27 protein-coding genes are annotated in these 26295 nt (G+C 66.7%); 8 read left to right on the top strand and 19 right to left on the bottom strand.

The features are described 5' to 3' along the window. The 5 genes from ACN4F8_RS16020 to ACN4F8_RS16000 form a co-directional block, all read right to left on the bottom strand. Window positions 1-784 (bottom strand): carboxyl transferase domain-containing protein (locus ACN4F8_RS16020; protein ID WP_419474470.1); only part of this gene is annotated, 784 nt, incomplete at its 3' end. A gap of 96 nt (window positions 785-880) precedes the next feature. After that, the gene (locus tag ACN4F8_RS16015) at window positions 881-1780 is read right to left on the bottom strand and encodes an SDR family oxidoreductase (protein ID WP_419474469.1); all 900 of its coding nucleotides are present in this window, start codon (window positions 1778-1780) and stop codon (window positions 881-883) included. After that, window positions 1777-2472 (bottom strand): TetR/AcrR family transcriptional regulator, encoded by a 696-nt coding sequence (locus ACN4F8_RS16010; protein WP_419474468.1) that lies wholly within the window; start codon window positions 2470-2472, stop codon window positions 1777-1779. The genes ACN4F8_RS16015 and ACN4F8_RS16010 overlap by 4 nt, the downstream gene beginning before the upstream one ends. Before the next feature lie 106 nt (window positions 2473-2578). Further along, the gene (locus ACN4F8_RS16005) at window positions 2579-2947 is read right to left on the bottom strand and encodes a DUF86 domain-containing protein (RefSeq protein ID WP_419474467.1); all 369 of its coding nucleotides are present in this window, start codon (window positions 2945-2947) and stop codon (window positions 2579-2581) included. Next, window positions 2944-3234: a nucleotidyltransferase family protein gene (locus ACN4F8_RS16000; RefSeq protein ID WP_419474466.1), complete on the bottom strand. Its 291-nt coding sequence runs from the start codon at window positions 3232-3234 to the stop codon at window positions 2944-2946. The genes ACN4F8_RS16005 and ACN4F8_RS16000 overlap by 4 nt, the downstream gene beginning before the upstream one ends. Window positions 3235-3378: 144 nt before the next feature. Between ACN4F8_RS16000 and ACN4F8_RS15995 the strand changes: the two genes are divergently transcribed. From ACN4F8_RS15995 to ACN4F8_RS15985, 3 genes are all read left to right on the top strand, one after another. Beyond that, window positions 3379-4614 (top strand): saccharopine dehydrogenase family protein, encoded by a 1236-nt coding sequence (locus ACN4F8_RS15995; RefSeq protein WP_419474465.1) that lies wholly within the window; start codon window positions 3379-3381, stop codon window positions 4612-4614. A 3-nt stretch (window positions 4615-4617) separates the two neighbouring features. Then, window positions 4618-5061 (top strand): hypothetical protein, encoded by a 444-nt coding sequence (locus tag ACN4F8_RS15990; protein ID WP_419474464.1) that lies wholly within the window; start codon window positions 4618-4620, stop codon window positions 5059-5061. 63 nt (window positions 5062-5124) lie between these two features. Further along, entirely contained in the window at window positions 5125-6237 is a 1113-nt protein-coding gene (locus ACN4F8_RS15985) for an NADH:flavin oxidoreductase/NADH oxidase (RefSeq protein WP_419474463.1), read from the top strand. Here ACN4F8_RS15985 and ACN4F8_RS15980 read toward each other — a convergent pair. After that, a complete protein-coding gene (locus ACN4F8_RS15980; protein WP_419474462.1) occupies window positions 6228-7394 on the bottom strand; it encodes a flavin-containing monooxygenase in 1167 nt (388 codons plus the stop codon). The genes ACN4F8_RS15985 and ACN4F8_RS15980 overlap by 10 nt on opposite strands. A 238-nt stretch (window positions 7395-7632) precedes the next feature. Here ACN4F8_RS15980 and ACN4F8_RS15975 point away from each other — a divergent pair, with 238 nt between their 5' ends. The 3 genes from ACN4F8_RS15975 to ACN4F8_RS15965 all read left to right on the top strand — a co-directional run bounded on the left by ACN4F8_RS15975 (window position 7633) and on the right by ACN4F8_RS15965 (window position 9986). Next, entirely contained in the window at window positions 7633-8529 is an 897-nt protein-coding gene (locus ACN4F8_RS15975; RefSeq protein ID WP_419474461.1) for a demethoxyubiquinone hydroxylase family protein, read from the top strand. A 57-nt stretch (window positions 8530-8586) separates the two neighbouring features. Next, window positions 8587-8865 carry a cupin domain-containing protein gene (locus ACN4F8_RS15970; RefSeq protein WP_419474460.1) on the top strand — a complete coding sequence of 93 codons (279 nt, stop codon included), beginning with the start codon at window positions 8587-8589 and terminating at the stop codon, window positions 8863-8865. A gap of 86 nt (window positions 8866-8951) precedes the next feature. After that, complete coding sequence (locus tag ACN4F8_RS15965) at window positions 8952-9986, top strand: endonuclease/exonuclease/phosphatase family protein (RefSeq protein WP_419474459.1); 1035 nt, start codon at window positions 8952-8954, stop codon at window positions 9984-9986. Between the two features lie 3 nt (window positions 9987-9989). On the opposite strand, the gene ACN4F8_RS15960 is transcribed toward ACN4F8_RS15965, so the two are convergent. Beyond that, window positions 9990-11195, bottom strand: a complete 1206-nt coding sequence (locus ACN4F8_RS15960) for a tetratricopeptide repeat protein (protein ID WP_419474458.1) — start codon at window positions 11193-11195, stop codon at window positions 9990-9992. Window positions 11196-11392: 197 nt separating this feature from the next. Here ACN4F8_RS15960 and ACN4F8_RS15955 point away from each other — a divergent pair, with 197 nt between their 5' ends. Beyond that, window positions 11393-12148, top strand: coding sequence for a PEP-CTERM sorting domain-containing protein (locus tag ACN4F8_RS15955; RefSeq protein ID WP_419474457.1), 756 nt, complete (start codon window positions 11393-11395; stop codon window positions 12146-12148). Window positions 12149-12215: 67 nt separating this feature from the next. Here the strand turns inward: ACN4F8_RS15955 and ACN4F8_RS15950 are convergent, their stop codons facing one another. Next, the gene (locus tag ACN4F8_RS15950; RefSeq protein ID WP_419474456.1) at window positions 12216-12980 is read right to left on the bottom strand and encodes an enoyl-CoA hydratase; all 765 of its coding nucleotides are present in this window, start codon (window positions 12978-12980) and stop codon (window positions 12216-12218) included. A 186-nt stretch (window positions 12981-13166) separates the two neighbouring features. On the opposite strand from ACN4F8_RS15950, the gene ACN4F8_RS15945 reads away from it, so the two are divergent. Continuing rightward, the gene (locus ACN4F8_RS15945) at window positions 13167-15422 is read left to right on the top strand and encodes a patatin-like phospholipase family protein (RefSeq protein WP_419474455.1); all 2256 of its coding nucleotides are present in this window, start codon (window positions 13167-13169) and stop codon (window positions 15420-15422) included. Between the two features lie 6 nt (window positions 15423-15428). Here ACN4F8_RS15945 and ACN4F8_RS15940 read toward each other — a convergent pair whose 3' ends face one another. From ACN4F8_RS15940 to ACN4F8_RS15890, 11 genes are all read right to left on the bottom strand, one after another. Continuing rightward, the gene (locus ACN4F8_RS15940) at window positions 15429-16235 is read right to left on the bottom strand and encodes an acyl-CoA thioesterase (RefSeq protein ID WP_419474454.1); all 807 of its coding nucleotides are present in this window, start codon (window positions 16233-16235) and stop codon (window positions 15429-15431) included. Next, on the bottom strand, window positions 16235-17443 hold the full coding sequence (locus tag ACN4F8_RS15935; RefSeq protein ID WP_419474453.1) for an acetyl-CoA C-acyltransferase: 1209 nt from the start codon (window positions 17441-17443) through the stop codon (window positions 16235-16237). The genes ACN4F8_RS15940 and ACN4F8_RS15935 overlap by 1 nt, the downstream gene beginning before the upstream one ends. Beyond that, window positions 17440-17862 carry an endonuclease domain-containing protein gene (locus ACN4F8_RS15930; RefSeq protein WP_419474452.1) on the bottom strand — a complete coding sequence of 141 codons (423 nt, stop codon included), beginning with the start codon at window positions 17860-17862 and terminating at the stop codon, window positions 17440-17442. Before ACN4F8_RS15930 ends, ACN4F8_RS15935 begins: the two co-directional genes overlap by 4 nt. A 142-nt stretch (window positions 17863-18004) precedes the next feature. Further along, window positions 18005-20404, bottom strand: a complete 2400-nt coding sequence (locus tag ACN4F8_RS15925; RefSeq protein WP_419474451.1) for a 3-hydroxyacyl-CoA dehydrogenase NAD-binding domain-containing protein — start codon at window positions 20402-20404, stop codon at window positions 18005-18007. A gap of 31 nt (window positions 20405-20435) precedes the next feature. Continuing rightward, a complete protein-coding gene (locus ACN4F8_RS15920; protein ID WP_419474450.1) occupies window positions 20436-20876 on the bottom strand; it encodes a DUF2147 domain-containing protein in 441 nt (146 codons plus the stop codon). A gap of 34 nt (window positions 20877-20910) precedes the next feature. Then, complete coding sequence (locus ACN4F8_RS15915; RefSeq protein WP_419474449.1) at window positions 20911-22707, bottom strand: acyl-CoA dehydrogenase C-terminal domain-containing protein; 1797 nt, start codon at window positions 22705-22707, stop codon at window positions 20911-20913. 43 nt (window positions 22708-22750) lie between these two features. After that, complete coding sequence (locus ACN4F8_RS15910) at window positions 22751-23458, bottom strand: TetR/AcrR family transcriptional regulator (RefSeq protein ID WP_419474448.1); 708 nt, start codon at window positions 23456-23458, stop codon at window positions 22751-22753. 135 nt (window positions 23459-23593) lie between these two features. After that, window positions 23594-24304 carry a ligase-associated DNA damage response endonuclease PdeM gene (gene pdeM, locus ACN4F8_RS15905; protein WP_419474447.1) on the bottom strand — a complete coding sequence of 237 codons (711 nt, stop codon included), beginning with the start codon at window positions 24302-24304 and terminating at the stop codon, window positions 23594-23596. An 11-nt stretch (window positions 24305-24315) separates the two neighbouring features. Next, window positions 24316-25008: a nucleoid occlusion factor SlmA gene (gene slmA, locus ACN4F8_RS15900; RefSeq protein ID WP_419474446.1), complete on the bottom strand. Its 693-nt coding sequence runs from the start codon at window positions 25006-25008 to the stop codon at window positions 24316-24318. A gap of 181 nt (window positions 25009-25189) precedes the next feature. Then, entirely contained in the window at window positions 25190-26089 is a 900-nt protein-coding gene (gene argB, locus ACN4F8_RS15895) for an acetylglutamate kinase (RefSeq protein WP_419474445.1), read from the bottom strand. Then, the coding region (locus ACN4F8_RS15890) for a hypothetical protein (protein WP_419474444.1) at window positions 26086-26295 on the bottom strand (210 nt) is incomplete at its 5' end. The genes ACN4F8_RS15890 and argB, both read right to left, overlap by 4 nt.

Raw genomic sequence — 26295 nt, 5'->3', positions numbered from 1 at the left:
TCAACCGCCGCGCAATCCCCAACGCCTCCCGGTCATCCTCCGCCAAATACTCCCCCAACCCCGACACGCCCGTGTGCATCTCCGCCCCACCCAGCTCCTCTTCAGTGGCCACCTCGCCCGTCGCCGCCATCAACAAAGGCGGCCCCGCCAGAAAAGCGCGTGAACGCCCGCGCACCATGATCACCACGTCGCTCAACCCCGGCATGTAGGCCCCACCCGCCGTGCCCGAACCATGCTGCACGGTGATCACCGGCAGGCCAGCGGCCGAGTGGCGTGCGAGGTTGCGAAACAGCGCGCCGCCGTGCACGAAACCTTCGACTTGGTATTTCATGAGGTTGGCACCGGCGCTCTCCACCAGGTGCACAAAGGGCAGCTTGTTCTGCAGCGCGATGGTTTGCACGCGCAGGATCTTCTCCAGCCCGCGCGGCTGGATGGCACCGGCGTCGATGCCCGAGTCGCTCGCCACCACCATGCAGCGCACACCGGCAATGAAACCGATGCCCGCCACCATGCCGCCGCCGGGTACCGATTTCCCAGGGTCTTTGGTGTCTTGCAGAAAGCCGGCGAGCGAACACAGCGGCAGATACGGCGCGCCCGGGTCGAGCAGCAGGGCCACGCGCTCGCGTGGCAGCAGCTGGCCGCGTTTGTCGAACACGGGTCTGGATCTGGCCGAGGTTTGTGCGGTGCGGTCTTCGAGCGCGCGCAACTGGGTGATGCGCGCGAGCATGGCGTCGCGGCGCTGTAGCGCCTGCGGGCTCTGGGGGTTGAAAGAAGATTCAAACATGGGAATCCACCGATCTCCGTTCGGGCTGAGCTTGTCGAAGCCCTGGCCCAGGTGTGGGTGAGCCCTTCGACAAGCTCAGGGCGAACGGATGTTTTTTCATTCCTGGAACACCTTCGGCGTCACATAACGATGAAACCCACCAAAGGGCTTCACCGCATCTCGGTCCTGCACGGCCACCGGCGCGGCCACCTGGCCCCAGCCCATGCGCACCTGCGGGCGCGCGCCATCAACACGCAGCACACTCCCGCTGATGAAGCTCGCCGCGGGGCTGAGCAAAAACACGATGGCGGCCGAGGTTTCGGCCTCGTTGCCGAAGCGCCCGGCCGGCACGGTGTCGCGCATCTCGCGCAGCATCGGCCCCGCCTCGGGTGGGTAGTGGTCCATGCCGCTGGAAGCGATGTAACCCGGTGCCACCGCGTTCACGCGCACGCCGCTCTTGGCCCACTCCAGCGCGGCGGTCTCGGTGAAGTTCACCATGCCCGCGCGCGCCGCGCCGCTGTGGCCCATGCCGGGCATGGAGCCCCACATGTCGGCCACGATGTTGACGATGGAGCCCCCATGCACCTGCATGCTCTGCACATAACACTCGCGCGCCATGAGAAAGCCGCCGGTGAGGTTGGTGTCGATCACCGCCTGCCAGCCCTTGGCGCTGATGTTCTCCAGCGGCGTGATGTACTGGCCGCCCGCGTTGTTCACCAGGCCGTCGATGCGGCCGTGCGCGCCGACGATGGCCGTGACCACGGTGCGCACCACGGCCTCGTCGCGGATGTCGCAGGCGTGGAAACTTGCGCGTCCGCCGTCGGCCACGATCTCGCCGGCCACGTCCTGCAGCTTCTCCAGCTTGCGGCCGATCAGCACCACGTGCGCGCCCAGGCTGGCGAGCTCGTGCGCGGTGCAGCGGCCAATGCCCGAGCCGCCACCGGTGACCACGATCATGCGGCCGTGCAACAGGCCGGGGGCAAACGCCGAGCGGTAGTGTTTGTGTTCGGTGGTCATGTCGGCTCCTTCAGAAAAAGTTGCAAGGCCGAGGTGGTGAGGTCGTCGAGCGAGGCGCGCGCGCGGGCCCTGGCGCTGCGCCCCGAAGGTGGTGCGTACCACTGCACCGACCAGTTGAGCGCACCGAAGATCATGAGCCGCGCGAGCACCGGATCGCCCGCGAGTTGACGGGTGGCGTGCAGTGCCTCGAACACTGGCACCCAGGCCGCTTCGTAGTCGTCCTTCAGGCGGTTGACCTCGCTGCGCTGCGTGGCGTCGAGCGAGCGCCATTCGTACAGCATCACCGGGATGAAGTCGCTGTCGGGGCCGAGCAGCACATCAAAGTGGTTGCGCACCAGCACCCGCATGCGCTCGCGCACATCGGCGCCGGGTGGCAGGCCGGCCAGCGCGGCGTTCTGCCGCTGCAGCGCGCCCTGCATGCCTTCCAGCATCACCGCAGCCAGCAGGGCCTCCTTGCTCTCGAAGTGGTAGAACGGCGAGCCCGAGCGCATGCCCACGGCGGTGGCGATGTCGCGCGTGCTGGTGCCCGCAAAACCCTGCGCCCGAAACAGCCGCGCCGCCCCGGTGACGAGTTCGCGCCGCCGGTTGCCATCGTCGCGCTCATCGGCGGTCTTGCGCGGCCGCCCGCGCGAGCGGCGCGGCGCTTCGGCACCCACCTCGGCGGCCACGGGTTCGGGAATGTCCAGGTTCATGGCGGCCACCATAGCAGTGCTGCTGAATTTCAACAAGCACTTGCTTTGTGAAAATAGAAACCACCTGTCGCGCCGTCGACAGGCCGCGCGCCAAAGCGCGGGGAACTCAGTCTGGGGACAAGCTGCGCGGAAGCCGTTCGATCTGCCGACGCAGCTCCGGCAGATCCTGATGAATCGTTTTCCAGATCAAGGCCCAGTCCACCTGGAAATACCCATGAGCCACCCGATTGCGCATGGCATACATGAGTGCCCATGGAACTTCTGCATGGGCCTGGGCAAAGATTTCATATTGCGTCTGCACATTGCGCGCGGCCTCGCCCATCACTTCGAGGTTGCGGATCACCGCGTCCTGCGTCTTTTCATCGTCCATCAAGGACTGCTCGGTCATGCCATCGACATACCGCTGGATGCGCGAGATCGCGTCCACCATGTGCGCCAGGTAGTCCGACAGGCGCTGCGCTTGCGCCCGGGTCATATGGGCAAGGCTTCCTTGAGCACCTGGTCCCTGAAGCTGGCCGGCAAGGCATTGGGCGTCAGGACATCAACACCCACGTCCAACAGACCCTCCAACTCGACCTGAATTCGCGCAATGTCCATCAGCGTCGTCTCGGGCATGGGATCCACCAGCAGATCGAGGTCGCTCGCTTCCGTATCGTCCCCGTGCAGCGTCGAGCCAAAGACGCGCACGTTGGTCACACGGTGACTCAAAGCCACGGCGCGGATGGCATCGCGGTTTTCGTTCAGGGCAGTGGAAGGGCGCATAAAGGATCTGTTGGAGGGCAGGTTCGGGGTCCGGACCCACCGAACACACCGGCCATTGTGCAGATTTCTGCCTCAACGCCCAACCGGGTGTTCCGAAGGAGACAAACCGACTGGACCTCACGCCCGTTTCTGCGACCATGCCGCATGGACAAAGCCTTCGACATCATCGTGTTCGGTGCCACTGGCTTCACGGGCCGGCTGGTGGCCGAGCACCTGCTCAAGACATACGGTGCCGACGGCGGCGTGGCCTGGGCCATGGCCGGGCGCAGCCTGGAGAAGCTGACCCGGGTGCGCGATGAACTCGGCATCTGCACCGCCCTGCCCCTGCTGGTGGCCGACGCCACCGACACGCAGGCGCTGGCGCACCTGGTGGCACAGGCCCGCGTGGTCATCACCACCGTGGGACCGTACCAGCAGCATGGCCAGCCGCTGGTGGACGCATGTGCGAAGGCCGGCACCGACTACGTGGACCTGTGCGGCGAGCCGGGCTGGATGGCGCAGATGATCCCGCGCCTGCAAGGTCCGGCGGTGGCCAGCGGCGCGCGCATCGTCTTCTCGTGCGGCTTCGACTCCATCCCCTTCGACCTCGGCGTGGTCTACCTGCAGCACGAAGCCCTGCAGCGCCTGGGCGCGCCGCTGGTGCGTGTGCACGGCCGGGTGAAGGTGATGAAGGGCGGCTTCTCGGGCGGCACGGCGGCCAGCCTGCTGGCCACGCTGGAAACCGCCGGGCGCGACCCGACACTGGCGCGCACCCTGGCCGATCCGTTTGCGCTCACGCCCGGCTTTCGCGGCCCCCCGCAGCCCGACGACAGCACCGCCGCGTTTGACGAACTCGCACAGTCGTGGAGCGGGCCGTTCGTGATGGCCCCGATCAACACCAAGAACGTGCACCGCACCCACGCGCTGCGTGGCCACCCGTGGGGCGCCGGTTTCATCTACAGCGAGCGCATGCTCACCGGCGGTGGTGCGAGTGGGGAGAAGCGCGCCAGGGCGCTCGCGCGCAACACACGGGTGCAAAACGCACTGCTGGCCTTTGGCCCCACGCGCGCGCTCATCCGCCGTTTTGCGCTGCCGCAGCCGGGGCAAGGTCCGACGAAAGAACAACGCGAGAAGGGCCGCTACGAGGTGCTGTTCATCGGCCAGACCGCCGACGGGCGCACCCTGCGGGCCAGCGTGAAGGGCGACCGCGACCCGGGCTACGGCTCCACCTGCAAACTCATCAGCGAAACGGCGCTGTGCCTGGCGCGCGAAACCGACCACGACATGACGCCCGGCGGCGTGTGGACGCCCGGTGCGGCCATGGGGCTCACGCTCGTGCGCCGGCTGCAGGAACGTGCGGGCCTGACGTTTCAGATCCTCGACGAACTCCAGCCCAACTGAACCATGCCCGAACAACGAACTCCCATCGGCCACGCCAGCGAGATCCCGCCCACCTGGGGTGCGCCGCGCACGGCGTCGCGTCGCTTCACGGTGGCCATTCGCGCGCCGCGCGGCCGGGAGACCTTTTCGCTGGCCTGGGGCGATCTCACCGCCGAGCCGGGCGTGGACTGGGTGGTGGTGCAGGACGATGGCGCAGCCTGGCCGATCAAGAAAGACCTGTTCGCGCGCACGTATGAGGCGGCCGGGCCCGGCCGCTTTCGCAAGGTGGAGCGCAGCCGGCTGGTGCAGGTGCCGCCCGACACGGTGGCGCTGCTGACCACACTGGAAGGTCCGCTCGAAGTGCGCCACCCCGACTATGTGGCCATCGGTTCACGAGGTGAGGTCTATGCCAACGCGGCCGACTGGGTGCAAGAGCACCTGCAGTTCGACGCAGTGGGCAGCGCCTGAGCCCGCCAATCACACCCCTTCTCCCGTTTTTTCTTCCGTTTCCCCTCCGTTTCAAGGAACCCCGTGAGCCAGCTCTTTTCGCCATTCGCCCTCGGCCCGCTGCGGTTGAAAAACCGCATCGTGATCGCGCCCATGTGCCAGTACTCGGCCGAACACGGCAACGCCACCGACTGGCACCTGATCCACCTCGGGCATCTCGCGCTCTCGGGCGCGGGCCTGCTGATCCTGGAGGCCACGGCGGTCACGCCCGAAGGCCGCATCTCGCCCACCGACCTGGGCCTGTGGAACGAGGCGAACGAGCACGCGCTGGGCGAGGTGCTGCGCAAGGTGCGCCAGCACTCGGCCATGCCGATCGCGATCCAGCTCTCGCACGCGGGACGCAAGGCCTCCAGCCATGCGCCCTGGGAAGGCGGGCAACTCATCGCCCCCGACGACGGCGGCTGGGAAACGCTGGCGCCTTCGGCCATTCCCCACCTGGCGCACGAGGCAGCGCCGCACGCGCTGGATGCCTCGGGCCTGGAGCGCATCCAGCAGGCGTTTGTGGACGCGGCCCTGCGCGCCCAGCGCATCGGCATCGACGCGATCGAACTGCACGCGGCCCACGGCTACCTGCTGCACCAGTTCCTCTCGCCGATTGCCAACCAGCGCACCGACGCGTACGGCGGCTCGCTGGAGAACCGCATGCGCTTTCCGCTCGCGGTGTTCGACGCGGTGGCCGCCGTGCTGCCGGCCAACATGGCGCTGGGCATGCGGCTCTCGGGCACCGACTGGGTGGACGGTGGCTGGGATGCCGGGCAGAGCGTGGTGTTCGGCAACGCGCTCAAGGCGCGCGGCTGCCATTTCCTGCATGTCTCCAGCGCCGGCATCTCGCCGCTGCAGCAGATTCCGCTCGGCCCCAACTACCAGGTGCCGCTGGCCGAGCAGGTGAAACGCGAGGTGGGCCTGCCCACCATCGCCGTGGGCCTGGTGACCGAACCCGAGCAGGCCGAAGACATCATCGCCAGCGGCCGTGCCGATCTGGTGGCGATGGCGCGCGCCATGCTGTACGACCCACGCTGGCCCTGGCACGCCGCCGCCCAGCTCGGCGCGCAGGTGGATGCCCCGCCGCAGTACTGGCGCAGCCAGCCGCGCGGCATGAACCAGCTGTTCGGCGATGTGAAGATCGGTCAGCGCTGAGCGCTCTGGGCCCCGGCAATGTGATCCGCCACCCGCTGCGCCTGCGCCGCAATGGCGCGCAGCAGACCACCCGGCTGGCGCACATCAAAGCAGACAAAGTAAACGCCGGCCAGTGCGCCCTGCCCCACCACCTCGGCAGGCATGCCGCGCGCGTCAAGCGGCAGGGGCGTGGCGGGAAACAAGTCGCTCAAGGCAGCGTCGTAGCCGGTGGCCAGCAGCACCGCGTCAAACGGGTGCTCGGTGCCATCGGTGAAGCGCACACCGCCGTGCAGCAGGGTCTGGATGCCGGGATAAACCAGGATGTCGCCGTGCTTGATGCGCGCCACGGTGCCCACGTCGATCACAGGCGTCTTACCCTCTTCGCGCAACTGGCGCAGCGGTGAGGCTGTGGCGGTGTGCAGGCCGTAACGGCCGAGGTCCCCCACGCTGAGGTTGCGCAACAGCGTGGCCGCCGCATCGCCCAGAGCGCGCGGCAAGCGGCTGAGCAGGATGCTGGAGAGCTGGGTGGGCCGGCCCAGCACATCGCGGTAGACGATGTTGAGCGGCGAGCGCACCGACAGCGCGGCGCGCACGCCGTGTTCCACCAGGTCCAGCGCGATCTCGGCGCCGGTGTTGCCCATGCCCACCACCAGCACGCGCTGCCCGGCAAACGGTTGGGCATTGCGGTATTCGCGGCTGTGCAGCACGCGCCCGCCAAAATGGCTCTGGCCGGGGAAGACCGGTGCGCGCGGGCGGCGGTTGGCTCCGGTGGCCACCACCACCCGGCGCGCAGCGATCAGCCGCCCGCTCGCGGTGCGTGTGAGCCAGCCTGAGCCCTCGGGCGCAGGCTCGATGCTTTGCACGGCTTCACCCAGCTCGGGTTCGATACCGTGGCGATCGGCGTAGCGCACGAGGTAATCGACCACGCCCTGACGCGGCACATAGCGCGGTGCACTCTCGGGAAATGGCAAGCCGGGCAGCGCGGAATGGGTCTTGACGGTGTGCAGGTGCAGGCGCTCGTAGTGGTGGCGCCAGCTGGAGCCCACGTCGCGCGCCTGGTCGATCACCCATGCTCGCAGGCCGTGCTGCGCCAGGCAGGCTGCGGTGGCCAGGCCAGCCGGCCCGGCGCCAATGACCAGCGTGTCAACCTCGGTGCGCGTGGTGGGGTTGGAGTCCATGAACACTCGTTGTTGAGAGCCAGTGTGGCGGGCAGGCAGGCGACGCGCCATGAGGACTTACACCCGTGCAAAAGGACCACAGAACAGCGCAAGCTGCGTGTCCGTTCCAGCAGGAAAGTTCGCTCTCACCCGTTGCCAGACGGGCATGTGACCAACGCATGCCCTCCAGACACCGCACCGCCTGGGGTCATCGGCTGCGGCTGTGCGGCGCGCGGCCCGCACCGATACGATTTGCCGCATGTCTGAACCCGCTCCCGCCGAAAGCTGCATGACCGTGCTGTACGACGGCGACTGCCCGCTGTGCCGCCGCGAGATCGCCGTCTATCAGGGCCTGGCGGCGCGGGAGCCGGTGCGCTGGGTGGACGTGAGCGCCCCGGACACCGCCCTCCCCGATGAGCGCAGCACGTTGCTCGCACGCTTTCACGTGCAGCGCGAAGACGGCAGCCTGCTCAGTGGTGCCGAGGCGTTTCTGGCGCTGTGGGCGCGCCTGCCGGGCTGGCGCTGGCTCGCGTTTCTGGGTCGTTTGCCCAGCGCGCCGTGGCTGATGGAGCGCGCCTACGTGGGTTTTCTGCGCGTGCGCCCGGCCATGCAGCGTGTGGCGCGCGGGCTTGACGCACCCGCCGTGCCCGACGACATGCTGGCCGAGCTGCGCTCGGACCACGCGGGCGAAACCGGTGCGGTGTGGATCTACCGCGGCATCGCGCTGGTGACGCGCGACGCTGAGCTCAAGGCCTTCGCCCTGCGCCATGGCGCCACCGAACAAGACCACCTGCGGCGCGTGTGCGAGGTGCTGCCCTGGGCCCGGCGCAGCTGGCTGCTGCCGGCCTGGCGCGTGGCGGGTTTTCTCACCGGTGCCCTGCCTGCGCTGGTGGGGCCGCGCGCGGTGCACGCCACCATCGCGTCGGTGGAGACCTTTGTGGACCACCATTACCAGCAGCAGATCGACCGCCTGGAAGGCCGCGCGGGTGTGGATGCGCTGCGCGCGCTGCTGGTCGAGTGCCAGGCCGACGAGGTGGCGCACCGCGACGAAGCCCTGACCCTGCAGACCCGTCCACCGGGTGCCTTGCTGAGCGCGTGGTGCGCACTGGTGGGCAGCGGCTCGGCCATGGCAGTGAAGCTTGCACGGCTGGCCTGACACCGCTGCGTCGCCCATGGGCTTGACCCGCCGCCTTGCTTGCGGAGAATCCCGCCCATGAACACCACCTTTGACGCCTTCCGCCAGCAACGCCTCGCCGAGGGCTTTGACGAGGTGCTGGAGCGCGTTTGGGCACCGCTCACCGTGCTCGACACCCACAGCCACCCGTTTGCCGCCAATGCGCTGGTGGCGCGCGGCGAGATGTGGCTCACGGTGGGCGAGCACACGCGCCACCTGCGGGCGGGCGACACCTTCGAGCTGGACGCGCACGTGCCACACGCCGAGCGCTACGGTGCCGAGGGCGCGGCCTACTGGGTGGCGCGGCGCAACGCCTGAACCGCCTGGCGCTTTCCTTCATCCGGGGGTGGCGTTGTCACTTGAGAGGTGCACAGTGGTGATCCCGATCCAGCGGAGATCTCGCCATGAACCTGAAACAGCTCAGCATCGCCTCGTTCAACCTGTACAACCTGAACGAGCCCGGCCTGCCGATGTACGCCGACAAGACGGGCTGGACCCAGGCCGAGTACGACCGCAAGATCGGCTGGACCGCGCACCAGCTCCAGTCGCTGGACGCCGATGTGTTCGGCCTGCAGGAAATGTGGAACCCGGTGTCGGTGCAACGCGCGCTCACCTCGGCCGGGGTGGTGGACAGCTACGACCTCCTGGCACCACCCAACTCCAACGGCAAACGCATCGACTGCGGCGCCCTGGTGCGCAAGGGCCTGCTCACCGGCCAGCCGGAGTGGATCACGAAGTTTCCACCCGGCTTCGTGCTGCGCTCCACCGGCGACGACCCGCAAACGCCCAGCATCAGCGTGAACATCCAGGGCTACTCGCGGCCCGTGCTGCACTTCACCATCCAGCCGCGAAACCCGGGCCCCGAGGTGCATGTGTACGTGTGCCACTTCAAGTCCAAAGGGCCGACGCAGGTCTTCAACGAGAAGTGGTTCAAGGCCGACACAGCGCTCTACGGCAAACACGCCACCGGTCTGGGCTCGGCCATCTCCACCATCCGGCGCACCGCCGAGGCCACGGCGCTGCGGTTTCTGCTGTCAGAACAGATGAAGGGCAACGACACGCCGGTGATCGTGCTCGGCGACATCAACGACGGCCAGCACAGCAACACCGCCAACATCCTCACCGAGCAGCCCATGTACCTGGTGGGCGAGAGCAAGGGCGGCGGCGACACCTCGCTCTACACCGCGCAGACCCTGCAGGAATACCGCGACACCCGCGACGTGTACTACACCCACGTGCACCAGGACATCCGCGAGTCGCTCGACCACATCCTGGTGAGCCAGGAGTTTTACGACAACAGCAGGAAGCGGATCTGGATGTTCGACGGCCTGGTGATCAACAACGACCACCTGAACTTCGACGACCACAAAGCCCTGGGCACCGGCGACCACGGCGTGATCCGGGCGACGTTCAGGTACAGCCCGGCGAAGGTGGTTTGAAGTTCAGGCGCTGGCCACCGGCTCCAGCAGCACATACAAACCCATCACCGGCTTTTTCTGGTCTTCGCGCAGCGGCGCCTGCCAGCTCTGGCGAATGCGAAAGCCGTTGAGCGCGGCGAGCCGGTCGATGCAGGCCGGTGAGTGGGCGTAGCGCAGGCTGGGCAGCAGTTTGAGTTCGCTGCCGTCGCTGGCCAGCTCCACCGAGAACGCAAAACACGCACCCATCTGCAGGCGAGCGCGCACCGCTTCGAACACCGCGTCGAGCGCGCCCACGTAAATGAACACGTCGGCCGCCATCACCAGATCCACCGGCTCGGTGCTCTCACGCAAAAACGCCAACAGATCACCGTGAACCACGCGCCGGTAAACACCGCTGGCCTGGGCTTGCGCCACCATGGCGCCAGACAGGTCCACCCCGTCGACCGCGCCGGCCTGCGCCTGGATGAGCCGACCGCACAGACCGGTGCCGCAACCCAGATCGAGCACCCGCTCGAAGCGCTGGCCACTGGCGCGCAATGGCGCGAGCAGGGTGGTGTGCGCCTGGTAGTTGAGCTGCTCGACCAGGTGCGTCTGGAACTCGTCGGCGTACTCGTCGAAGAGCGCCTCCACGTACAAGGACGGCGGATGGGCCGGCGTCGCACCGCCCTGCACCGACGACAAATAAAAGCGGTTGAGCGTTTCGTCACCGCCGTTGGCCAGCGCCTGCTCGTAGGAGCGCGCGGCCTCTTCAAAGCGCCCGGTGTCGCGCAGCAGGCTGCCGCGCTGGCTCCAGGCTTCGGCCAGCGTAGGTTCCACCGCGATGGCCTGGTCGAGCGCGTGCAGCGTCTCGACCGGCTGCTGCAGGCGCATGCGGCACATGGCCAGCGACAACCACAGCTGCCCGGTGTTGGCCCCCAGGCGAATGCCTTGGTGCAGGGCGTGAGCAGCCTCGGCCCAGTGCGACAGCGCTTCGTGTGAGAGGCCGAGCGCCACCCACGCATCGCGGTGAGAAGGGTCTGCTTTTGTCGCCAGGGTGAGCGTGCCCACCGCATCGAGCCACCGCCCCAGGCGGCACTGCGTCACACCCAGGTTGGCCAGCACCGAAGGCCGCCCCGGCACGAGCGCCAGCGCGGCCTGGAACCGGGCGGCGGCGTCTTCAAGGCGGCCGGCTTCAAAGAGCGCGTTGCCTTCGAAAAAGTGGGACTTGGCTTGTTCGGTGGGATCGGTCATGGCGGCCAACCTTACACCAGCCCCGACCTCGAATGAGCGCGGCGGCAAGGGGTGCGCCAGTGTCGAAAAAACTTACAAACATATGGTCGACCTGGCGCTGATCAACAGCTCCCCGGGGCGTGGCACTCAGTGGCGCAGTCCTTGCTAACAGATGGTTACACCGCCCGGTCGGGGCCTGACAACACGGACAAACATTCATGAAGACTCTTTGGAAAAACACCTTGATCCGCAGCGCGCTGGCACTGGGTCTCGCATCCACCCAGGCTTTCGCTGTGGCAGCCCCCATTTTCTGGACCGACTGGACCGGCGGCGACCTCGACCCCGCCTCCCCCGGCTTCCAGGCCCAGGGCACCATCACCACGACCACCAGCTCGGTCACGGTCACCTACACCAACCGCAACGGTGTCGGCTTCTACCAGTCCACTGTCGGCACCGACTACTACACCGGTGGCGATGCCTCCACCTCGCCGTTCACCAGCGCGCTCGTGGACAACCGCCCGACGGGCAGCGACATCATTGCCTTGCAATTCGCGGGTTCACAGACCCTCCGCTTCTCCCAAGCCATTGCCAATCCGGTGTTCGCCTATGTCAGCCTGAATGGCAATGGGTATGCCTTCGACCAGGACTTCGACATCCTCAGCTTCGGTGACGCCAGCAACGGCAACGCCTGCGGGTACTGGGGTTGTGGCACCTCGTACAAAGAGATCGTTGATGTCGGCGGCGTCATGGAATACCGCCTGCTCGGTACCGGCGAGCCGCACGGCACTCTGCGCTTCACCGGCACGTTCGACACGGTCAGCTGGCGCAGCCTGAGCAACGAGTACTGGAATGGGTTCACGGTCGGCGTGCAGGGCACGGCTGCCGAGGTGTTCGATGTGCCGGAACCTGGCAGCATCGCTTTGCTGGGCCTGGCCTTGGTAGGCATGGCTGCGGCTCGTCGGCGCAAAGTCTGAGATCGACGTCGCCGCAGCGCGGCGACTTCACCCATGCAACAGGGCGGCTTGACCGCCCTGTTGCATTTCACACCTTGGAGAAATCCGGCTTCCTGCGCTCCATGAACGCACCAAACGCCTCCTTGGCCGCTGGCTCGCCGAGCATGCGGCCGAAGCTCACGCCTTCTTCGGCCATCACGTCCATCACCTGTTTGAGCTGACCTTTTTTCATCAGGCGTTTGGTCTCGATCAGCGAGCTGATGGGTTTGGCGGCCATCTTGCGGGCCACGGTCTGGGCGTAGCCGGCCACTTCCAGCGGCGGCAACACACGGTTGACTAGGCCGACCTCCAACGCGGCCTCGGCCATGAAGGGTTCGCCCAGCAGCAGGGCTTCGGCCGCGCGGTGGTAGCCCAGCATCTGCGGCACCAGCAGGCTCGACGCAGCTTCGGGGCACAGACCGAGGTTGACGAAGGGCATGGAGAAGGCGGCGTTGTCGCCTGCGTACACCAGGTCGCAGTGGAACAGCAGGGTGGTGCCCACGCCCACGGCCGGGCCGCACACGGCGGCGATCAGCGGCTTGGGGAACTGCGCAATGCCGCGCAGGAAGCGGAACACCGGCGAGTCGGTGGTGGCGGGCGGGTTGTTCAGAAAGTCGGCGATGTCGTTGCCGGCGGAGAAGATGGCCTCGTTGCCCTGGAACACGACGCAGCGCACCTGCGCATCGTCCTGCGCGGCCTGCAGCGCATCGGCCAGCGCACCGTACATGGCGGCGGTGATGGAGTTCTTCTTGTCGGGGCGGTTGAACGTGAGGGTGCAGACGCCGGCTTCGGTGTGGACGAGGATGTCGCTCATGGGGTGTCTCTCGGTGGGCAAAAGGGAAGCCGCAAATTACCACGAACGGGCGTGCTTTTCTGGGTCGCGCTCACCAGCCCTGACGGCTGCGTGACAGCATGTATCGGCGGCGTTTTGTGGTGGATGCCCCGCCTACACTTGGCCGCATCCCGGCGCCCGCGCGCCGCCTCTGCTCACAGGTGTTGCATGCGTTCCCGTTTCATCCCCCTCGTCTTCGCCACGCTGGCGACCTTGTTCGGGCCGTTGCCCGCGGCGGCGCAAGGCAGCACCGCCAGCGAACGCCCGCGCGTGGCGCTGGTGCTTTCGGGCGGCGGGGCACGCGGCTTTGCGCACGTGGGTGTGCTCAAGGCACTGGAGGCCGCGCAGGTGCCGGTGGACATGATCGTGGGCACCTCGATGGGCGCCATCATCGGCGGCTTGTACGCCAGCGGCATGAAGGCCGACGACCTGGAGCGCGAGATCCTGGCAGTGGACTGGGGCGGCCTGTTCAACAGCCGCGAGCCGCGCCAGCTGCTGTCGCAACGCCGCAAGGAAGAAGACTTCGAGCTCTCGCCGGTGCTGCAACTCGGGTTTCGCAACGGCGAATTCCGCCTGCCCACGGGCGCGGTGTCCAGCCGTTCGCTGGAGGTGCTGCTGCGCCGCTACACGCTCTCCACCCGGCACCTCGCAAGTTTCGACCAGTTGCCCACGCCGTTTCGCGCGGTGGCCACCGACATGGAAACCGGCCTGGCGGTGGTGATGGACCGGGGCGATCTGGCCGCGGCCCTGCGCGCCAGCATGTCGGTGCCCGGTGTGTTCTCGCCCTTGTCGATCAACGACCGCATCCTGGGCGACGGCGGGCTGGTGAACAACCTGCCGGTGGACGTGGCGCGCGCCATGGGCGCCGAGGTGATCATCGCGGTGAACATCGGCACGCCGCTGGCCGGGCGCGACACGCTGGGCACGGTGCTGGGCGTCACCACGCAGATGGTCAACATCCTGACCGAGCAGAACGTGCAGGCCAGCATTGCCACGCTCACACCGAAAGACCTGCTGCTCGCGCCGCCGCTGGGCAAGCTCACGTCGAGCGACTTCGACAAGGCCGAAGCGCTGGTGAAGATCGGCCACGACTACGCCGGCACGGTGCGCGAGGCACTGGCGCGCTTCGCGGTGGACGAGCCGCGTTACGCACGCTGGGTGGCATCGCGCAGCGCGCAGGCGCTGGCCAACGCCGACCAGGTGGGCCGCATCGGCGCGATCCGCTTTGAAGGCGTGAGCGAGGAGCGCGCAACGCGCCTGGCCCGGGCGCTGGACACCGAGCCTGGCCAGCGTGTGGATGTCCCCAAGCTCGAAGCCGATCTGCAGAAGCTCTCGGCAGCGGGCGACTACGAGCGCATCGACTACACGCTGACCCGGCGCGAAGACAACGGCACGGAAGACCTCACGATCAACCTGCGAGAAAACGCATGGGGGCCGAACTACCTGCGCGTGGGCCTGGACCTGCGCACCGACTTTCAGGGCGAAGGCGCGTTCAACCTGCGCATCAGCCACAACCGCCACTGGCTGAGCGAAAGCGGTGCCGAATGGCGCAACCGCGTGCAGCTGGGCGAAACGGTGGGCCTGTATTCCGAGCTGTACCAACCCCTGGGGGCGGACGGTGATCGCTTCGCAGCGGCCTATGTGGACGCCAGCATCAACAAGGTCGAGCTGTTCAGCGACGCGGGCGACGCGCTCGCGCTGGTGCAACGCCGCGGTGTGAAGGTGGGTGCCGATCTGGGCTGGCCCATCGGCCTGCGCGGCACCATCGGCGAGGCGCGGCTGGGCGTGGTGGCGAGTGCGCGGCGGGCCAAACCCGAGCTGATCGCAGCCGCACTGCCGGTGTCGTCGCAGGCGGTGCGCTGGACCGAGCGCGGCCTGCGCGCGGCCATCGTGGCCGATCAGCTGGACTTCGCGAATTTCCCGTCGCGCGGCTACCGGGGCCAGGCCGAGCTGACCTGGGGTCGCCGCGCTGTGGACGGCGGCGCCACCACCGACTTCACCCGCCTGGACAGCACCTTCACCGCCGTGAAATCCTGGGGCGTGCACACCTTCAACCTGGGTGGCCGCCTGGCCTACACCAACCAGATCCCGCTGGCCGCCATCGACGAGTACTCGCTCGGTGGTTTCCAGAACCTCTCGGGCTACCGCACGGCGCAGGTGGCCGGCAACTACCTGCTGTTCGGCCGACTCACCTACTACCAGCGCCTGGCCTCGTCGGCGGGCGTGGCACGCGCCTTGTTCGTGGGCGGTTCGCTGGAAGCCGGCAACGCCTGGACCGAGCGCAGCGACATCACGCTGCGCCAACTGCGCGGCGCGGGCAGCCTGTTTGTCGGCGCAGACACCGGCATCGGCCCGCTGTACCTGAGCATCGTGAGCGCGCCGCGCGGCTACACCGGGCTGTACTTGTTTCTCGGCCGCCCCTGAAGGCGGTCACTCCTTGTAATAAACAACCTGGTGCGTGGTGGCCAGCAACTGGCCCGATTCGCTCCAGACCTGGGCGGTCTGGTCGAAGAAGCCGTTGCGAAAGGCCTGGGCTTGCGCCTGGCCTTTCAACCAGCCGGCACCGACAGCCGCGAGCTGCGCGCCGCCGGCGTGGAAGTACACCGTCATCGACACCGTGCCCGCCGGCACCCGCGTGGCACGGCGCAGCCACACGCGCGGGTAGAACACATCGGCCATGGCGGCGAGGCTGCAGAAGTCGAGTGGGCGCGCGGGTTCGTCGCGCATCCACAGTGTGGTGCGGCTGGCGTCACCGCTGCCGTCCCACGCGGTGGGGATCGCGCCCTCGGTGATGCGGATGTCGTAGCGCTTCACCCACTCCACCGGAGCCGCCATGTTGGGCTTGCCGACCGCGTCGGGTGTGGGCATGTCGGGCGCGGTCAGCTCGTCCACGCTCCAGGTCTCGCGGCGCGCGGCCGTGACCGCCGTGGCGGTGAGCACGGCCTCGCCCGCCTGCACGATCTCCACCACCCAGTGCTGGGTGGACCGGTTGGTGCGTGCAGCACGGGCCGTCACTTCAAACGGCCCGTCAGCCAGCGCCGCGGCGTAGTTCACCGTGAGCGCCACCGGCTCGCCCAGCAAGGCAGGGTGTTGCAACACAGCGCCCAGCGCGGTGGCCGCCGTGACACCGCCGAACGGGCCGACCATGTTGGCGTAGGCGGACGAGGTGTTGCCGGTGAAGCGCCCGTCGCCAAGCGGTTGCAGGGCAATGGCCGTGTCGAAGGCGTGCGCAGCCATCAGACGCGCTCGATGATGCCTGCGGCGCCCTGCCCCATGCCCACGCACATCGTGACCATGCCGTAGCGTTTGTTGTGGCGCTTGAGCGCGTGCACCACGGTGGCGGCGCGGATGGCGCCGGTGGCACCCAGCGGGTGGCCCAGCGCAATGGCGCCGCCCATGGGGTTGACCTTGCTAGGGTCCAGGCCCAGCGTGTTCATGACCGCGAGCGACTGCGCGGCAAAGGCTTCGTTGAGCTCGAACCAGTCGATGTCGTCCTGCTTCAGGCCGGCGTATTGCAGCGCGGCCGGAATCGCCTCGATCGGGCCCACGCCCATGATGTGCGGCGGCACGCCCCGACTGGCGTAGCTCACGAAACGCGCCAACGGTGTGAGGTTGTAGCGCTTCAGGGCGGCTTCGCTCACGAGGATGAGCGCGCCCGCGCCGTCGCTGGTCTGCGAGCTGTTGCCGGCCGTGACCGAGCCGCGCGCGGCAAACACGGTGCGCAGCTTGGCCAGGCCTTCCAGCGAGGTGTCGGGCCGCGCGCCTTCGTCCAGGCTCACGGTGCGGGTGGTGGTGGTGACGTCGGCGCTGTCCAGATCGACGCTGCGCTCGGTGACTTCCACCGGTGTGATCTCGTCGGTGAACTCGCCGTTCTTCATGGCCAGCGCAGCGCGCTGGTGCGACTGCACCGCGAACGCGTCTTGCGCATCGCGCGAGACCTTCCACTGCTGCGCCACCTTCTCGGCCGTGAGGCCCATGCCGTAAGCGATGCCGTAGCTTTCCACATCGTCGGTGTTGGTGAAGATGGTGGGCGAGAGGCTGGGCGAGTTGCCCATCATGGGCACCATGCTCATGCTCTCGGTGCCGGCCGCGATCATCACGTCGGCCTCGCCCACCCGGATGCGGTCGGCCGCCATCTGCAGGGCCGACAGGCCCGAGGCACAGAAACGGTTGACGGTGATGCCGCCCACGCTGTGCGGCAGGCCGGCCAGGATGGCACCAATGCGCGCCACGTTCAGGCCCTGCTGCGCTTCGGGAATCGCGCAGCCGCAGATGATGTCTTCAATGGCTTTCGGGTCCAGCGTGGGCACCTGGCTGAGCGCCGAGCGCAGCGCAAGCGCCAGCAGATCGTCGGGGCGCAGGTGCTTGAACGAGCCCTTGTGCGAACGGCCGATGGGGGTGCGGGTGGCGGCGACGACGTAGGCGTCCTGGATGTGTTTGCTCATGCTTTCGCTCCTTGTGCGGTCTCTGGCTCCTTCCCCCTCTGGGGGAAGGCTGGGATGGGGGCAACGCCCGCCAACATATTGAGTTGATGAAGGATGGCGCTCAGCACGCCATCGAGGTTCTGAAACGGTGCGTTCGACGGGAAGCGCATCACGGCAAAGCCCTGGGCCTTGAAGAACGCGTCCCGTGCCAGGTCGTAAGCCTGGTTGTCCGCATGCTGCGAGCCATCGAGTTCGACGATGAGCTTCGGCTCTAAGCAGGCGAAATCCGCAATGAAGTTGCCCAGCGGGTGCTGGCGGCGGAACTTGAAACCCAGTTGCTCACCCCGAAGCCCCGACCAGAGCTTGCGCTCGGCGTCGGTCATGTCCCGGCGCAGGGCGCGGGCGTTGACTTGGGCTTTGGGGGTGGCTTGGTTCTGCATGGTTCGTTGGCTGGCGGGGAGCCCCCATCCCTACCTTCCCCCAGAGGGGGAAGGGGTGAGGCACTTCCCCCGGAGAGGGGTGCTGCTCCTTCCCCCTCTGGGGGAAGGCTGGGATGGGGGCACGCACACCAACCACATCACTTCAATTCCGAACCGGCTTGCCCGTATTCAACATCCCCAGAATCCGCTCCTGCGTCTTCGGATGCACGATCAGCGAACAGAACGCGCGGCGCTCCAGCGTCATCAGGTAGTCCTCGTTCACCAGCGTGCCGGGTTCGACATCACCACCGGTCACCACGTTCGCGATCAGCGAAGCGATGTGAAAGTCGTGCTGGCTGATGAAGCCGCCGTCGCGCATGTTGACCAGGCTGCCCAAAATGGTGGCCTTGCCGTCGCGGCCGGCCACCGGGAACAGGCGCTTGTGCGGTGCGCGGTAGCCGCCATTGAACAGGCTCTTGGCCTCGTTGATGGCGACAAACAGCAGTTCGTCCTTGTGCGGCACGATCACGTCGGAGTGCAGCACGAAGCCCAGCTTGCGGGATTCGAGCGCGCTGGTGCCGACCTTGGCCATCGCCGCGGCGGTGAAGCCTTCGGTGAGGAAGGGCAACAGGTCTTTGCCGGTGGAGGTTTCGGCGTTCTCGGCCGCACGGCGCGCGATGTAGGTCAGGCCGCCGGCGCCGGGCACCAGGCCCACGCCCACCTCCACCAGGCCGATGTAGCTCTCCATGTGCACCACGCGGCGCGCGCTGTACACGGCCAGTTCACAACCGCCGCCGAGTGCCAGACCGCGAATGGCAGAGACCACCGGCACGTTGGCATAGCGCAGGCGCAGCATGGTCTGCTGCATGAAGCCTTCGGCGTCTTCGATCGCGCTCACGCCCACGGCCATGAAGGCCGGCAGCATGGCCTGCAGGTCGGCGCCGGCGCTGAACGGTTCGTCGCCCGACCAGACCACCAGGCCCTGGTATGCCTTTTCGGCCAGGTCCACCGCAGCCATCAGGCCTTCGCAGACCTCGGGGCTGATGGCGTGCATCTTGGTCTTGATGCTGGCGATCAGCACCTGCTCGTCGAGCGTCCAGATGCGGATGGCATCGTTCTCTTCGATGGTCGTGCCCGCGGTCTCGAACTTTGGCCCGGCTTCGCCCAGCAGCAGCTCGGGGAAGTGCTGGCGCTGGTACACCGGCAGTTGGCGGCGCGCATCAAACGTGCCCGTGCTGGGGTTCCACGAACCCTGCGCGGTGTGCACGCCGCCGGCCTCGGCCACCGGGCCCTTGAACACCCAGGCGGGCAGCGGTGCGCTGCTCAGCGCCTTGCCGGCGTCGATGTCTTCCTGGACCATCTTCGCCACGTCCAGCCAGCCAGCTTCCTGCCAGAGCTCAAACGGGCCCTGCTTCATGCCGAAGCCCCAGCGCATGGCCTGGTCGACGTCGCGCGCGGTCTCGGCAATGGTGGCCAGGTGCACGGCGGCGTAGTGGAAGCTGTTGCGCAGAATCGCCCAGAGGAACTGGCCTTGCGGCCCCTCGGCGTTGCGCAGCAGTTTCAGTCGCTCGGCGGCCGGGCGCTTGAGCATGCGGCCGTAGACCTCGTCGGCCTTTTCGCCCGCGGGCACGTAGTCCTCGCTCTCCAGGTCGAAGCGCAGGATGTCGCGGCCGACCTTCTTGAAGAAACCGGCCTGGGTCTTCTGGCCCAGGTTCTTGAGCTCCAGCAGTTTGGCCAGCACCGGTGGCGTACCGAAGCTGCCGTAGAACGGGTCGGTGTCGATGCTCAAGTTGTCCTGCAACGTCTTGACCACGTGGGCCATGGTGTCCAGGCCCACCACGTCGGCGGTGCGGAAGGTGCCGCTGCTCGCGCGGCCCAGGCGTTTGCCGGTGAGGTCGTCGACCACATCAAAGCTCAGGCCGAAGTTCTCCACCTCTTTCATCGTGGCCAGCATGCCGGCGATGCCGATGCGGTTGGCGATGAAGTTGGGTGTGTCTTTCGCACGCACCACGCCCTTGCCGAGGCCGCTGGTCACAAAGCTCTCCAGATCGTTGAGGATCTGCGGCTGCGTGGTCGGCGTGGCAATGAGTTCCACCAGCGTCATGTAGCGCGGCGGGTTGAAGAAGTGGATGCCACAGAAGCGCGGTTTGATCGCTTCGGGCAGCACTTCGGACAGTTTCGTGATCGACAGGCCCGAGGTGTTGGACGCCACGATGGCGTGCGGCGCGATGAAGGGCGCGATCTTCGTGTAAAGGTCGAGCTTCCAGTCCATGCGCTCGGCGATGGCCTCGATGATCAGGTCGCAGTCTTTCAACTGCTCCATGTGCTCTTCGTAGTTGGCCTGGACTATCAGGTCGACGTCGCTCGCCACACCCAGCGGCGAGGGCTTGAGCTTCTTGAGGTTCTCGATGGCGCGCGTGACGATGCCGTTCTTCGGACCTTCTTTGGCCGGAAGATCAAAAAGAACGACAGGCACCTTGACGTTGACCAGGTGCGCAGCGATCTGCGCACCCATCACGCCTGCGCCGAGCACGGCGACTTTCTTCACTTGAAATCGGTTCATTGTTTTTCCATGTTGACTGGATGAGGCGCGCTCACTCCACCCGGAGCCACACCTGTGTGCGATAGAACGGGCCGATGTAGCCGCGCATCTCCAACTTCTTGCCTTCGTCGACGGGCTTGAGGCGCGTGCGGTAGACCTTGCCGTTGTTGGGATCGACGATGTCGCCACCTTCGTAGATGGCCTTGTCGGTGGCGCTTTGCTTGAGGCCGCGCAGGATGGTCATGCCCAGCACGGGCTTGTCCTTGCGGTCGTCGGTGCATTTGTCGCACACCGCGTCCTGCTTGCTGTCGGGGTCCAGCAGCTTCTCGATGGTGCCGCTGTACACCCCGTTGGTTTCCTTGATGCGCACCAGCGACTTCTCTTTTTTCGAGTCGTCGTCGATGGTCTTCCACAGGCCCACGGGCGACATCTGCGCGAACGCGGACAGCGAAGCCAGCGACAGGGCGAGTGTGCCCAGAACGGTCTTGATCATGGCGGTCTCCTGATGGTTGTTGGAAAACCGAGGTTTATGCCAAGGCCGCGTCCGTGTCCATCAGCACTTTGCTGCCGCTTCGCGCGGTGCGCATCAACGTCGCGGTCTCGGGGAAGAGCTTGGCGAAGTAGAAGCGCGCGGTCTGCAGCTTGGCGACGTAGAACGGGTCGGTGTTGCCGGCCGCGATCTCGCGCAGCGCCACCTGCGCCATGCGGGCCCAGAAGTAACCGAACACCAGGTGGCCGGCCACGCGCAGGTAGTCCACCGCGGCAGCGCCCACTTCGTCGGCGTTCTGCAGACCCTTGAAACCGATCTCGGTGGTGAACTTGGTGATCTGCTCACCCAGGATGGCCAGCGGGTTGATGAACTCGGCCATCTTCTCGTTGACGCCCTCTTCCATCACCAGCGCGCCCACCAGCTTGCCGAACTTCTTGAGCGTGGCGCCGTTGTTGCCCAGCACCTTGCGGCCCAGCAAATCGAGGCTCTGGATGGTGTTGGTGCCTTCGTAGATCATGTTGATGCGGGCATCACGCACGAACTGCTCCATGCCCCATTCCTTGATGTAGCCGTGGCCACCAAACACCTGTTGGCACTGGGTGGCGGCGTTGTAGCCGTTGTCGGTCAGGAAGGCCTTGGTGATGGGCGTGAGCAGCGAGAGCATGTCGTCGCTGTCCTTGCGCACCTTCTCGTCGGGGTGGTTGTGCACCTTCTCCAGCAGCACCGAGCAGAAGATGGCCAGCGCGCGGCCGCCTTCGGCGTAGGCCTTGGCGGTGAGCAGCATGCGGCGCACATCGGGGTGCACGATGATCGGATCGGCCGGTTTGTCTTTGGCCTTCGGCCCGGTCAGGCTGCGCATCTGGATGCGGTCTTTCGCATAGGCCAGTGCGTTCTGGTAAGCCACTTCGGTCAGGCCCAGGCTCTGGTTGCCCACGCCCAGGCGCGCGGCGTTCATCATCACGAACATGCCCTGCATGCCCTTGTTGGGCTGGCCGACCATGGTGCCGATGGCGCCGTCGATCACGATCTGCGCCGTGGCGTTGCCGTGGATGCCCATCTTGTGTTCCAGGCCACCGCAGTAGATGCCGTTGCGCTCGCCCAGGGTGCCGTCCTTGTTCACGTTGAACTTGGGCACGATGAACAGGCTCACGCCCTTGATGCCGGGAGGCGCATCGGGCAGGCGGGCCAGCACCAGGTGGATGATGTTCTCAGCCATGTCGTGTTCACCGGCGCTGATGAAGATCTTGTTGCCGGTGATCTTGTAGGTGCCGTCGGGCTGCGGCTCGGCCTTGGTGCGCATGAGGCCCAGGTCGGTGCCGCAATGCGGTTCGGTCAGGCACATGGTGCCGGTCCACTCGCCGCTGGTCATCTTGTGCAGGTAAGTTGCCTTCTGCTCGTCGGTGCCGAAGGTGTGCAGCGAAGCGTAGGCGCCGTGCGTGAGACCGGGGTACATGGTCCAGGCCTGGTTGGCCGAGTTCATCATTTCGTACATGCACTGGTTCACCACCAGCGGCAGGCCCTGCCCGCCGAACGCGGGATCGCACGAGAGTGCCGCCCAGCCACCGTCCACATACGTCTTGTAGGCTTCCTTGAAGCCCTTGGGCGTCGTGACTTCGTGCGTCTTCTGGTCGAGCTTGCAGCCCTCGGTGTCGCCGCTGATGTTCAGCGGAAAGATCACCTGGGAGGCGAACTTGCCGCCTTCTTCGAGCACCGCGTTGATGGTGTCGGCGTCGATGTCGGCGTGGGCCGGAATGGCCTTGAGGTCGTCGGTGACCTTGAGCACTTCGTGCATCACAAACTGCATGTCTCGCAGGGGCGGGTTGTAAACGGGCATGGGGAAACTCCTGTGCTGGGTTTGCGAAAAAACGAAAGGGAAATCAGCCCTGCGTGCGTGCAGCGGCTGGGGATTTGGTGGCTGTCTTGCGGGGCGCGGGCGCCTGCGGGTTGCCGAAGCGGGTGACGATGTTCTCGAACGCGCGCACGGCGCGGCTGGCCGAGTCGGGGCTGCGCAGAAAGCGCGCCTCGTAGTGCAACGCGAGGATCAGCGCGTGGATTTCAAACGCCATCTGCGCGGCGTCGGTGTCGGGCGCGAGATGCCCTTCTTCAATGGCGATTTCCACCGCGCGGCGCATGGCGCTGAGCCAGGTGTTGACCGAGCTCGCCAGCGCGTCACGCACCGGGCCGGGGCGGTCGTCGAACTCGACCGCGCCGCTGATGTAGATGCAGCCCGAATCGATTTCCACCGAGGTGCGCTTCATCCAGTTGTCGAACAACATGCGCAGGCGCGGCAGGCCACGCGGCGCGTTGATCGCGGGGTAAAACACCTCTTCTTCAAAGCGCGTGTGGTACTCGCGCACCACCGAAATCTGCAACTCCTCGCGCGAGCCGAAGTGGGCAAACACGCCCGACTTGCTCATCTGCATGACCTCGGCCAACGCCCCGATCGACAAGCCTTCCAGCCCGATCTGCGTGGCCAGACCGAGCGCGGCATCGACGATGGCGGCCTTGGTCTGCTGGCCTTTTTGCAGCGGCTTGTGGGCCGAGGTGTCGGCGCGCGGACGGCGGGCGGTGGGGGTGGTGCTCATGCGTGAGGGTGGTAGGGGTGGGGGTGAAGTATGCCAATAATCGAACGGTCGTTCTATTTTTACCGCAAAACCCGGTCTGTGCGCACCTCCGGCGGGGTTTGTGGGGACTTTGTTTAGGCCTGTGGCCCTAGAAACTCAGCGCAAGGCCTCGGGCAATTCGCGCACCGCCTGATCCGCCACCGCCCACACCCGGTCGCCCGCTCGCCGCTGGATCGGATGCATGCCGGTGAAGTCGCCGAAGGCGGGCAGCACGCCGATCGCATGGTGGGCTGGGTCGCCGAACCAGAAGCACGGCAGGCGCAGGCGCTCACGCGCGCCGCCTCGCAAGCCGATGCAAGGATGCAGGTGGCCAGCCAGGGTGTAGGCGCCCGCCACCAGCTGTGGTTCGTGACACAGCGCCCAAGGACCCATCGGCCATGGTTCTGCCTGCAGTGCCATGTCCCACTCGGGGGGTGGATCACCTGCGGCGCGGTCGTGGTTGCCGCGCACGAGATGCACGCACAGGCCTGGACGGCGGGCGCGCCACGCAGTGAGCGCCTGCCCGACCACCCGGCTCAGCTCTGGACTGCGTCCGCGCGCGGCGTGCAGAAGATCGCCGAGAAACACGAGGTGGTGCAGCGGTGTGCCGCCCAGTGAGGCCAGCGCATCGCCCAGCGCTTCGAGCGTGGTGGCGGTCGAACCGGAAGGCACCGGAACACCCAGGCGACGAAAGCTCGCGGCTTTGCCGAGGTGAGCGTCCGCCACCAGCAGGGCGGCGTGTTCGGGGAGGAAGGCCGCACCCGAGGGGTGCAACCAGATCGACAGGCCCTCGGCCAGTTGCACCGGCACCCAGGATGCGCGGAGCAAGTCGCGCTCGGTCAGAGCCGCGTCACCGGCAGCAGCAGCGCCAGGCTGTGTTCGAGGTTTTCGCTGGGCGGGCGTTTGAAACCGCTGCGTGCAAAGCGCTGCAGGCGGCCCACACAGAAGGCGGTGACCACCGACGCATCGGCCTGCGCGTCCACCGTGGGGGTGGCCACGCCGGCCACCACGGCCGCTTCGCGCAGGTTTTGACGCAAAGCCGATTCGATCTTGTCGAAGAACAGGTTCATGCGCTGTTGCAGGCGCTCGTTTTCGAACACCAGAGCATCACCCACCATCACACGCGTCATGCCGGGGTTCTTCTCGCCGAACTGCAGCAGCAGCGTGACGAGCTTGCGGCAGCGCGCATTGGCGTCGGGCTCGCGTTCCCCCAACTGGTTGATCAGGCCGAACACCGATTGCTCGATGAACTCGATCAGCCCTTCAAACATCTGCGCCTTGCTGGCGAAGTGGCGGTAGAGAGCGGCCTCGCTCACGTCGAGCCGCGCTGCGAGGCCGGCGGTGGTGATGCGTTCGGCGCCGGGCTGCTCGAGCATGGTGGCCAGCGCCTCCAGGATCTGCACGCGCCGTTCACCGGGTTTGGGACGTTTTCGGGTGCCCGCGTCGACATGGGCTGCGGCTTCGATCACGCTGGCTGCCTCAATCGCTGCAGCGTCTTGCGGAGACGGAGACTCGGGAACATGGGAGGTCATGGGCAGGCGGTCCGATCGGTGGGTGCTGATGGGTGCCGGTGGCCACACTGCGGGCCATGGCTTGTCGTCCTGTTACGAATTTTCGCACATCAACAAGGCACAACAAACCCAACGGGGGCGGGGTACCCGATGTCAGTGGGCAATCGCATTCCGCGCACCGCCACGGCCCTCACCCAGGAGGTCAATGGCTCCTGATCATGGTGCCGAACGGCTCGTTGCCCAGCACCTCCAGCAAGAGCGCATGCGGCACGCGCCCGTCGATGATGTGCACCGCATTCACACCGCTTTTGGCGGCGTCCAGCGCACCTGCGATCTTGGGGATCATGCCGCCGGAGATGGTGCCGTCTTCGACCAGCTCGTCGATGCGCCGGGGCGTGAGTTCGGTGAGCAACTGGCCATCTTTGTCGAGCACGCCGCGGATGTTGGTGAGCATGAGCAGCTTCTCGGCCTGCAACACGGTGGCGAGCTTGGCGGCCACCACGTCGGCGTTGATGTTGTAGCTCTCGTTCTGTTCACCAAAACCGATCGGGCTGACCACGGGAATGAACTGGTCGTCCTGCAAGGCCTTCACCACGCTGGGGTCGATGCTCACGATGTTGCCGACCTGGCCCACGTCGTGTTCAAGGCTGGGGTCCTTCGGGTCGGTCATGCGCAGCTTCTGCGCGCGGATCATGGCGCCGTCGCGCCCGGTCAGCCCCACGGCTTTCCCACCGGCCTGGTTGATCAGCCCCACGATGTCCTGCTGCACCTCCCCAGCCAGCACCCACTCCACCACCTCCATGGTTTCGGCATCGGTCACGCGCATGCCCTGGATGAACTGCCCCTGCTTCCCCAGCCGCTTGAGCAGCGTCTCGATCTGCGGCCCGCCCCCGTGCACCACCACCGGGTTGATGCCGACCAGCTTGAGCAGCACCACGTCTTCGGCAAAGTCTTGTTGCAAGGTCGGATCGGTCATGGCGTTGCCACCGTACTTGATGACCATGGTTTTGCCGTGGAACTTGCGGATGTAGGGCAGCGCCTGGGCGAGGATTTCGGCTTTGTCGCGGGGGGGGATGGTGGTGAGGTCGGGGGGGGTGGTCATGGCTTCTTTTGCTTGGGTTGGTTATGAAATTGTAGGCTTCGCATGATGTTTCTTCTTTCGTGGCAGGCCGGGTCTCGGCCCGGCGGCCGAGGCACTTTTCTTTGCTTCGCCCAAAGAAAAGTACCCAAATGAAAGGCGAGCCGAATTCGCTGTCCCTGCGGGCACGCTGCGTTGCTCGGATCGCCCGGGGTGCGCACAAACTTGTC

It is taken from the genome of Hydrogenophaga sp., assembly GCF_048549895.1.
In the GTDB taxonomy this organism is placed as follows: Bacteria; Pseudomonadota; Gammaproteobacteria; order Burkholderiales; family Burkholderiaceae_C; genus Hydrogenophaga.
The sequence above is the reverse complement of the archived record's forward strand: the minus strand, read 5'-3'. Positions and strand labels throughout refer to the sequence as shown.

What these genes read in the sequence shown, in the direction of transcription:
- ACN4F8_RS15955 (WP_419474457.1), top strand. Translation starts at nt 11,393, where the DNA reads ATGAAGACTCTTTGGAAAAACACCTTGATCCGCAGCGCGCTGGCACTG.
- ACN4F8_RS15940 (WP_419474454.1), bottom strand. Translation starts at nt 16,235, where the DNA reads ATGGCTGCGCACGCCTTCGACACGGCCATTGCCCTGCAACCGCTTGGC.
- ACN4F8_RS15990 (WP_419474464.1), top strand. Translation starts at nt 4,618, where the DNA reads ATGCCCGAACAACGAACTCCCATCGGCCACGCCAGCGAGATCCCGCCC.
- ACN4F8_RS15910 (WP_419474448.1), bottom strand. Translation starts at nt 23,458, where the DNA reads ATGAGCACCACCCCCACCGCCCGCCGTCCGCGCGCCGACACCTCGGCC.
- ACN4F8_RS16000 (WP_419474466.1), bottom strand. Translation starts at nt 3,234, where the DNA reads ATGCGCCCTTCCACTGCCCTGAACGAAAACCGCGATGCCATCCGCGCC.
- ACN4F8_RS15975 (WP_419474461.1), top strand. Translation starts at nt 7,633, where the DNA reads ATGTCTGAACCCGCTCCCGCCGAAAGCTGCATGACCGTGCTGTACGAC.
- ACN4F8_RS15945 (WP_419474455.1), top strand. Translation starts at nt 13,167, where the DNA reads ATGCGTTCCCGTTTCATCCCCCTCGTCTTCGCCACGCTGGCGACCTTG.
- ACN4F8_RS16005 (WP_419474467.1), bottom strand. Translation starts at nt 2,947, where the DNA reads ATGACCCGGGCGCAAGCGCAGCGCCTGTCGGACTACCTGGCGCACATG.
- ACN4F8_RS15920 (WP_419474450.1), bottom strand. Translation starts at nt 20,876, where the DNA reads ATGATCAAGACCGTTCTGGGCACACTCGCCCTGTCGCTGGCTTCGCTG.
- ACN4F8_RS15925 (WP_419474451.1), bottom strand. Translation starts at nt 20,404, where the DNA reads ATGAACCGATTTCAAGTGAAGAAAGTCGCCGTGCTCGGCGCAGGCGTG.
- ACN4F8_RS15995 (WP_419474465.1), top strand. Translation starts at nt 3,379, where the DNA reads ATGGACAAAGCCTTCGACATCATCGTGTTCGGTGCCACTGGCTTCACG.
- ACN4F8_RS15980 (WP_419474462.1), bottom strand. Translation starts at nt 7,394, where the DNA reads ATGGACTCCAACCCCACCACGCGCACCGAGGTTGACACGCTGGTCATT.
- argB (WP_419474445.1), bottom strand. Translation starts at nt 26,089, where the DNA reads ATGACCACCCCCCCCGACCTCACCACCATCCCCCCCCGCGACAAAGCC.
- ACN4F8_RS15965 (WP_419474459.1), top strand. Translation starts at nt 8,952, where the DNA reads ATGAACCTGAAACAGCTCAGCATCGCCTCGTTCAACCTGTACAACCTG.
- ACN4F8_RS15935 (WP_419474453.1), bottom strand. Translation starts at nt 17,443, where the DNA reads ATGAGCAAACACATCCAGGACGCCTACGTCGTCGCCGCCACCCGCACC.
- ACN4F8_RS15950 (WP_419474456.1), bottom strand. Translation starts at nt 12,980, where the DNA reads ATGAGCGACATCCTCGTCCACACCGAAGCCGGCGTCTGCACCCTCACG.
- ACN4F8_RS15960 (WP_419474458.1), bottom strand. Translation starts at nt 11,195, where the DNA reads ATGACCGATCCCACCGAACAAGCCAAGTCCCACTTTTTCGAAGGCAAC.
- ACN4F8_RS15970 (WP_419474460.1), top strand. Translation starts at nt 8,587, where the DNA reads ATGAACACCACCTTTGACGCCTTCCGCCAGCAACGCCTCGCCGAGGGC.
- slmA (WP_419474446.1), bottom strand. Translation starts at nt 25,008, where the DNA reads ATGACCTCCCATGTTCCCGAGTCTCCGTCTCCGCAAGACGCTGCAGCG.
- ACN4F8_RS15930 (WP_419474452.1), bottom strand. Translation starts at nt 17,862, where the DNA reads ATGCAGAACCAAGCCACCCCCAAAGCCCAAGTCAACGCCCGCGCCCTG.
- ACN4F8_RS16010 (WP_419474468.1), bottom strand. Translation starts at nt 2,472, where the DNA reads ATGAACCTGGACATTCCCGAACCCGTGGCCGCCGAGGTGGGTGCCGAA.
- ACN4F8_RS15915 (WP_419474449.1), bottom strand. Translation starts at nt 22,707, where the DNA reads ATGCCCGTTTACAACCCGCCCCTGCGAGACATGCAGTTTGTGATGCAC.
- ACN4F8_RS16015 (WP_419474469.1), bottom strand. Translation starts at nt 1,780, where the DNA reads ATGACCACCGAACACAAACACTACCGCTCGGCGTTTGCCCCCGGCCTG.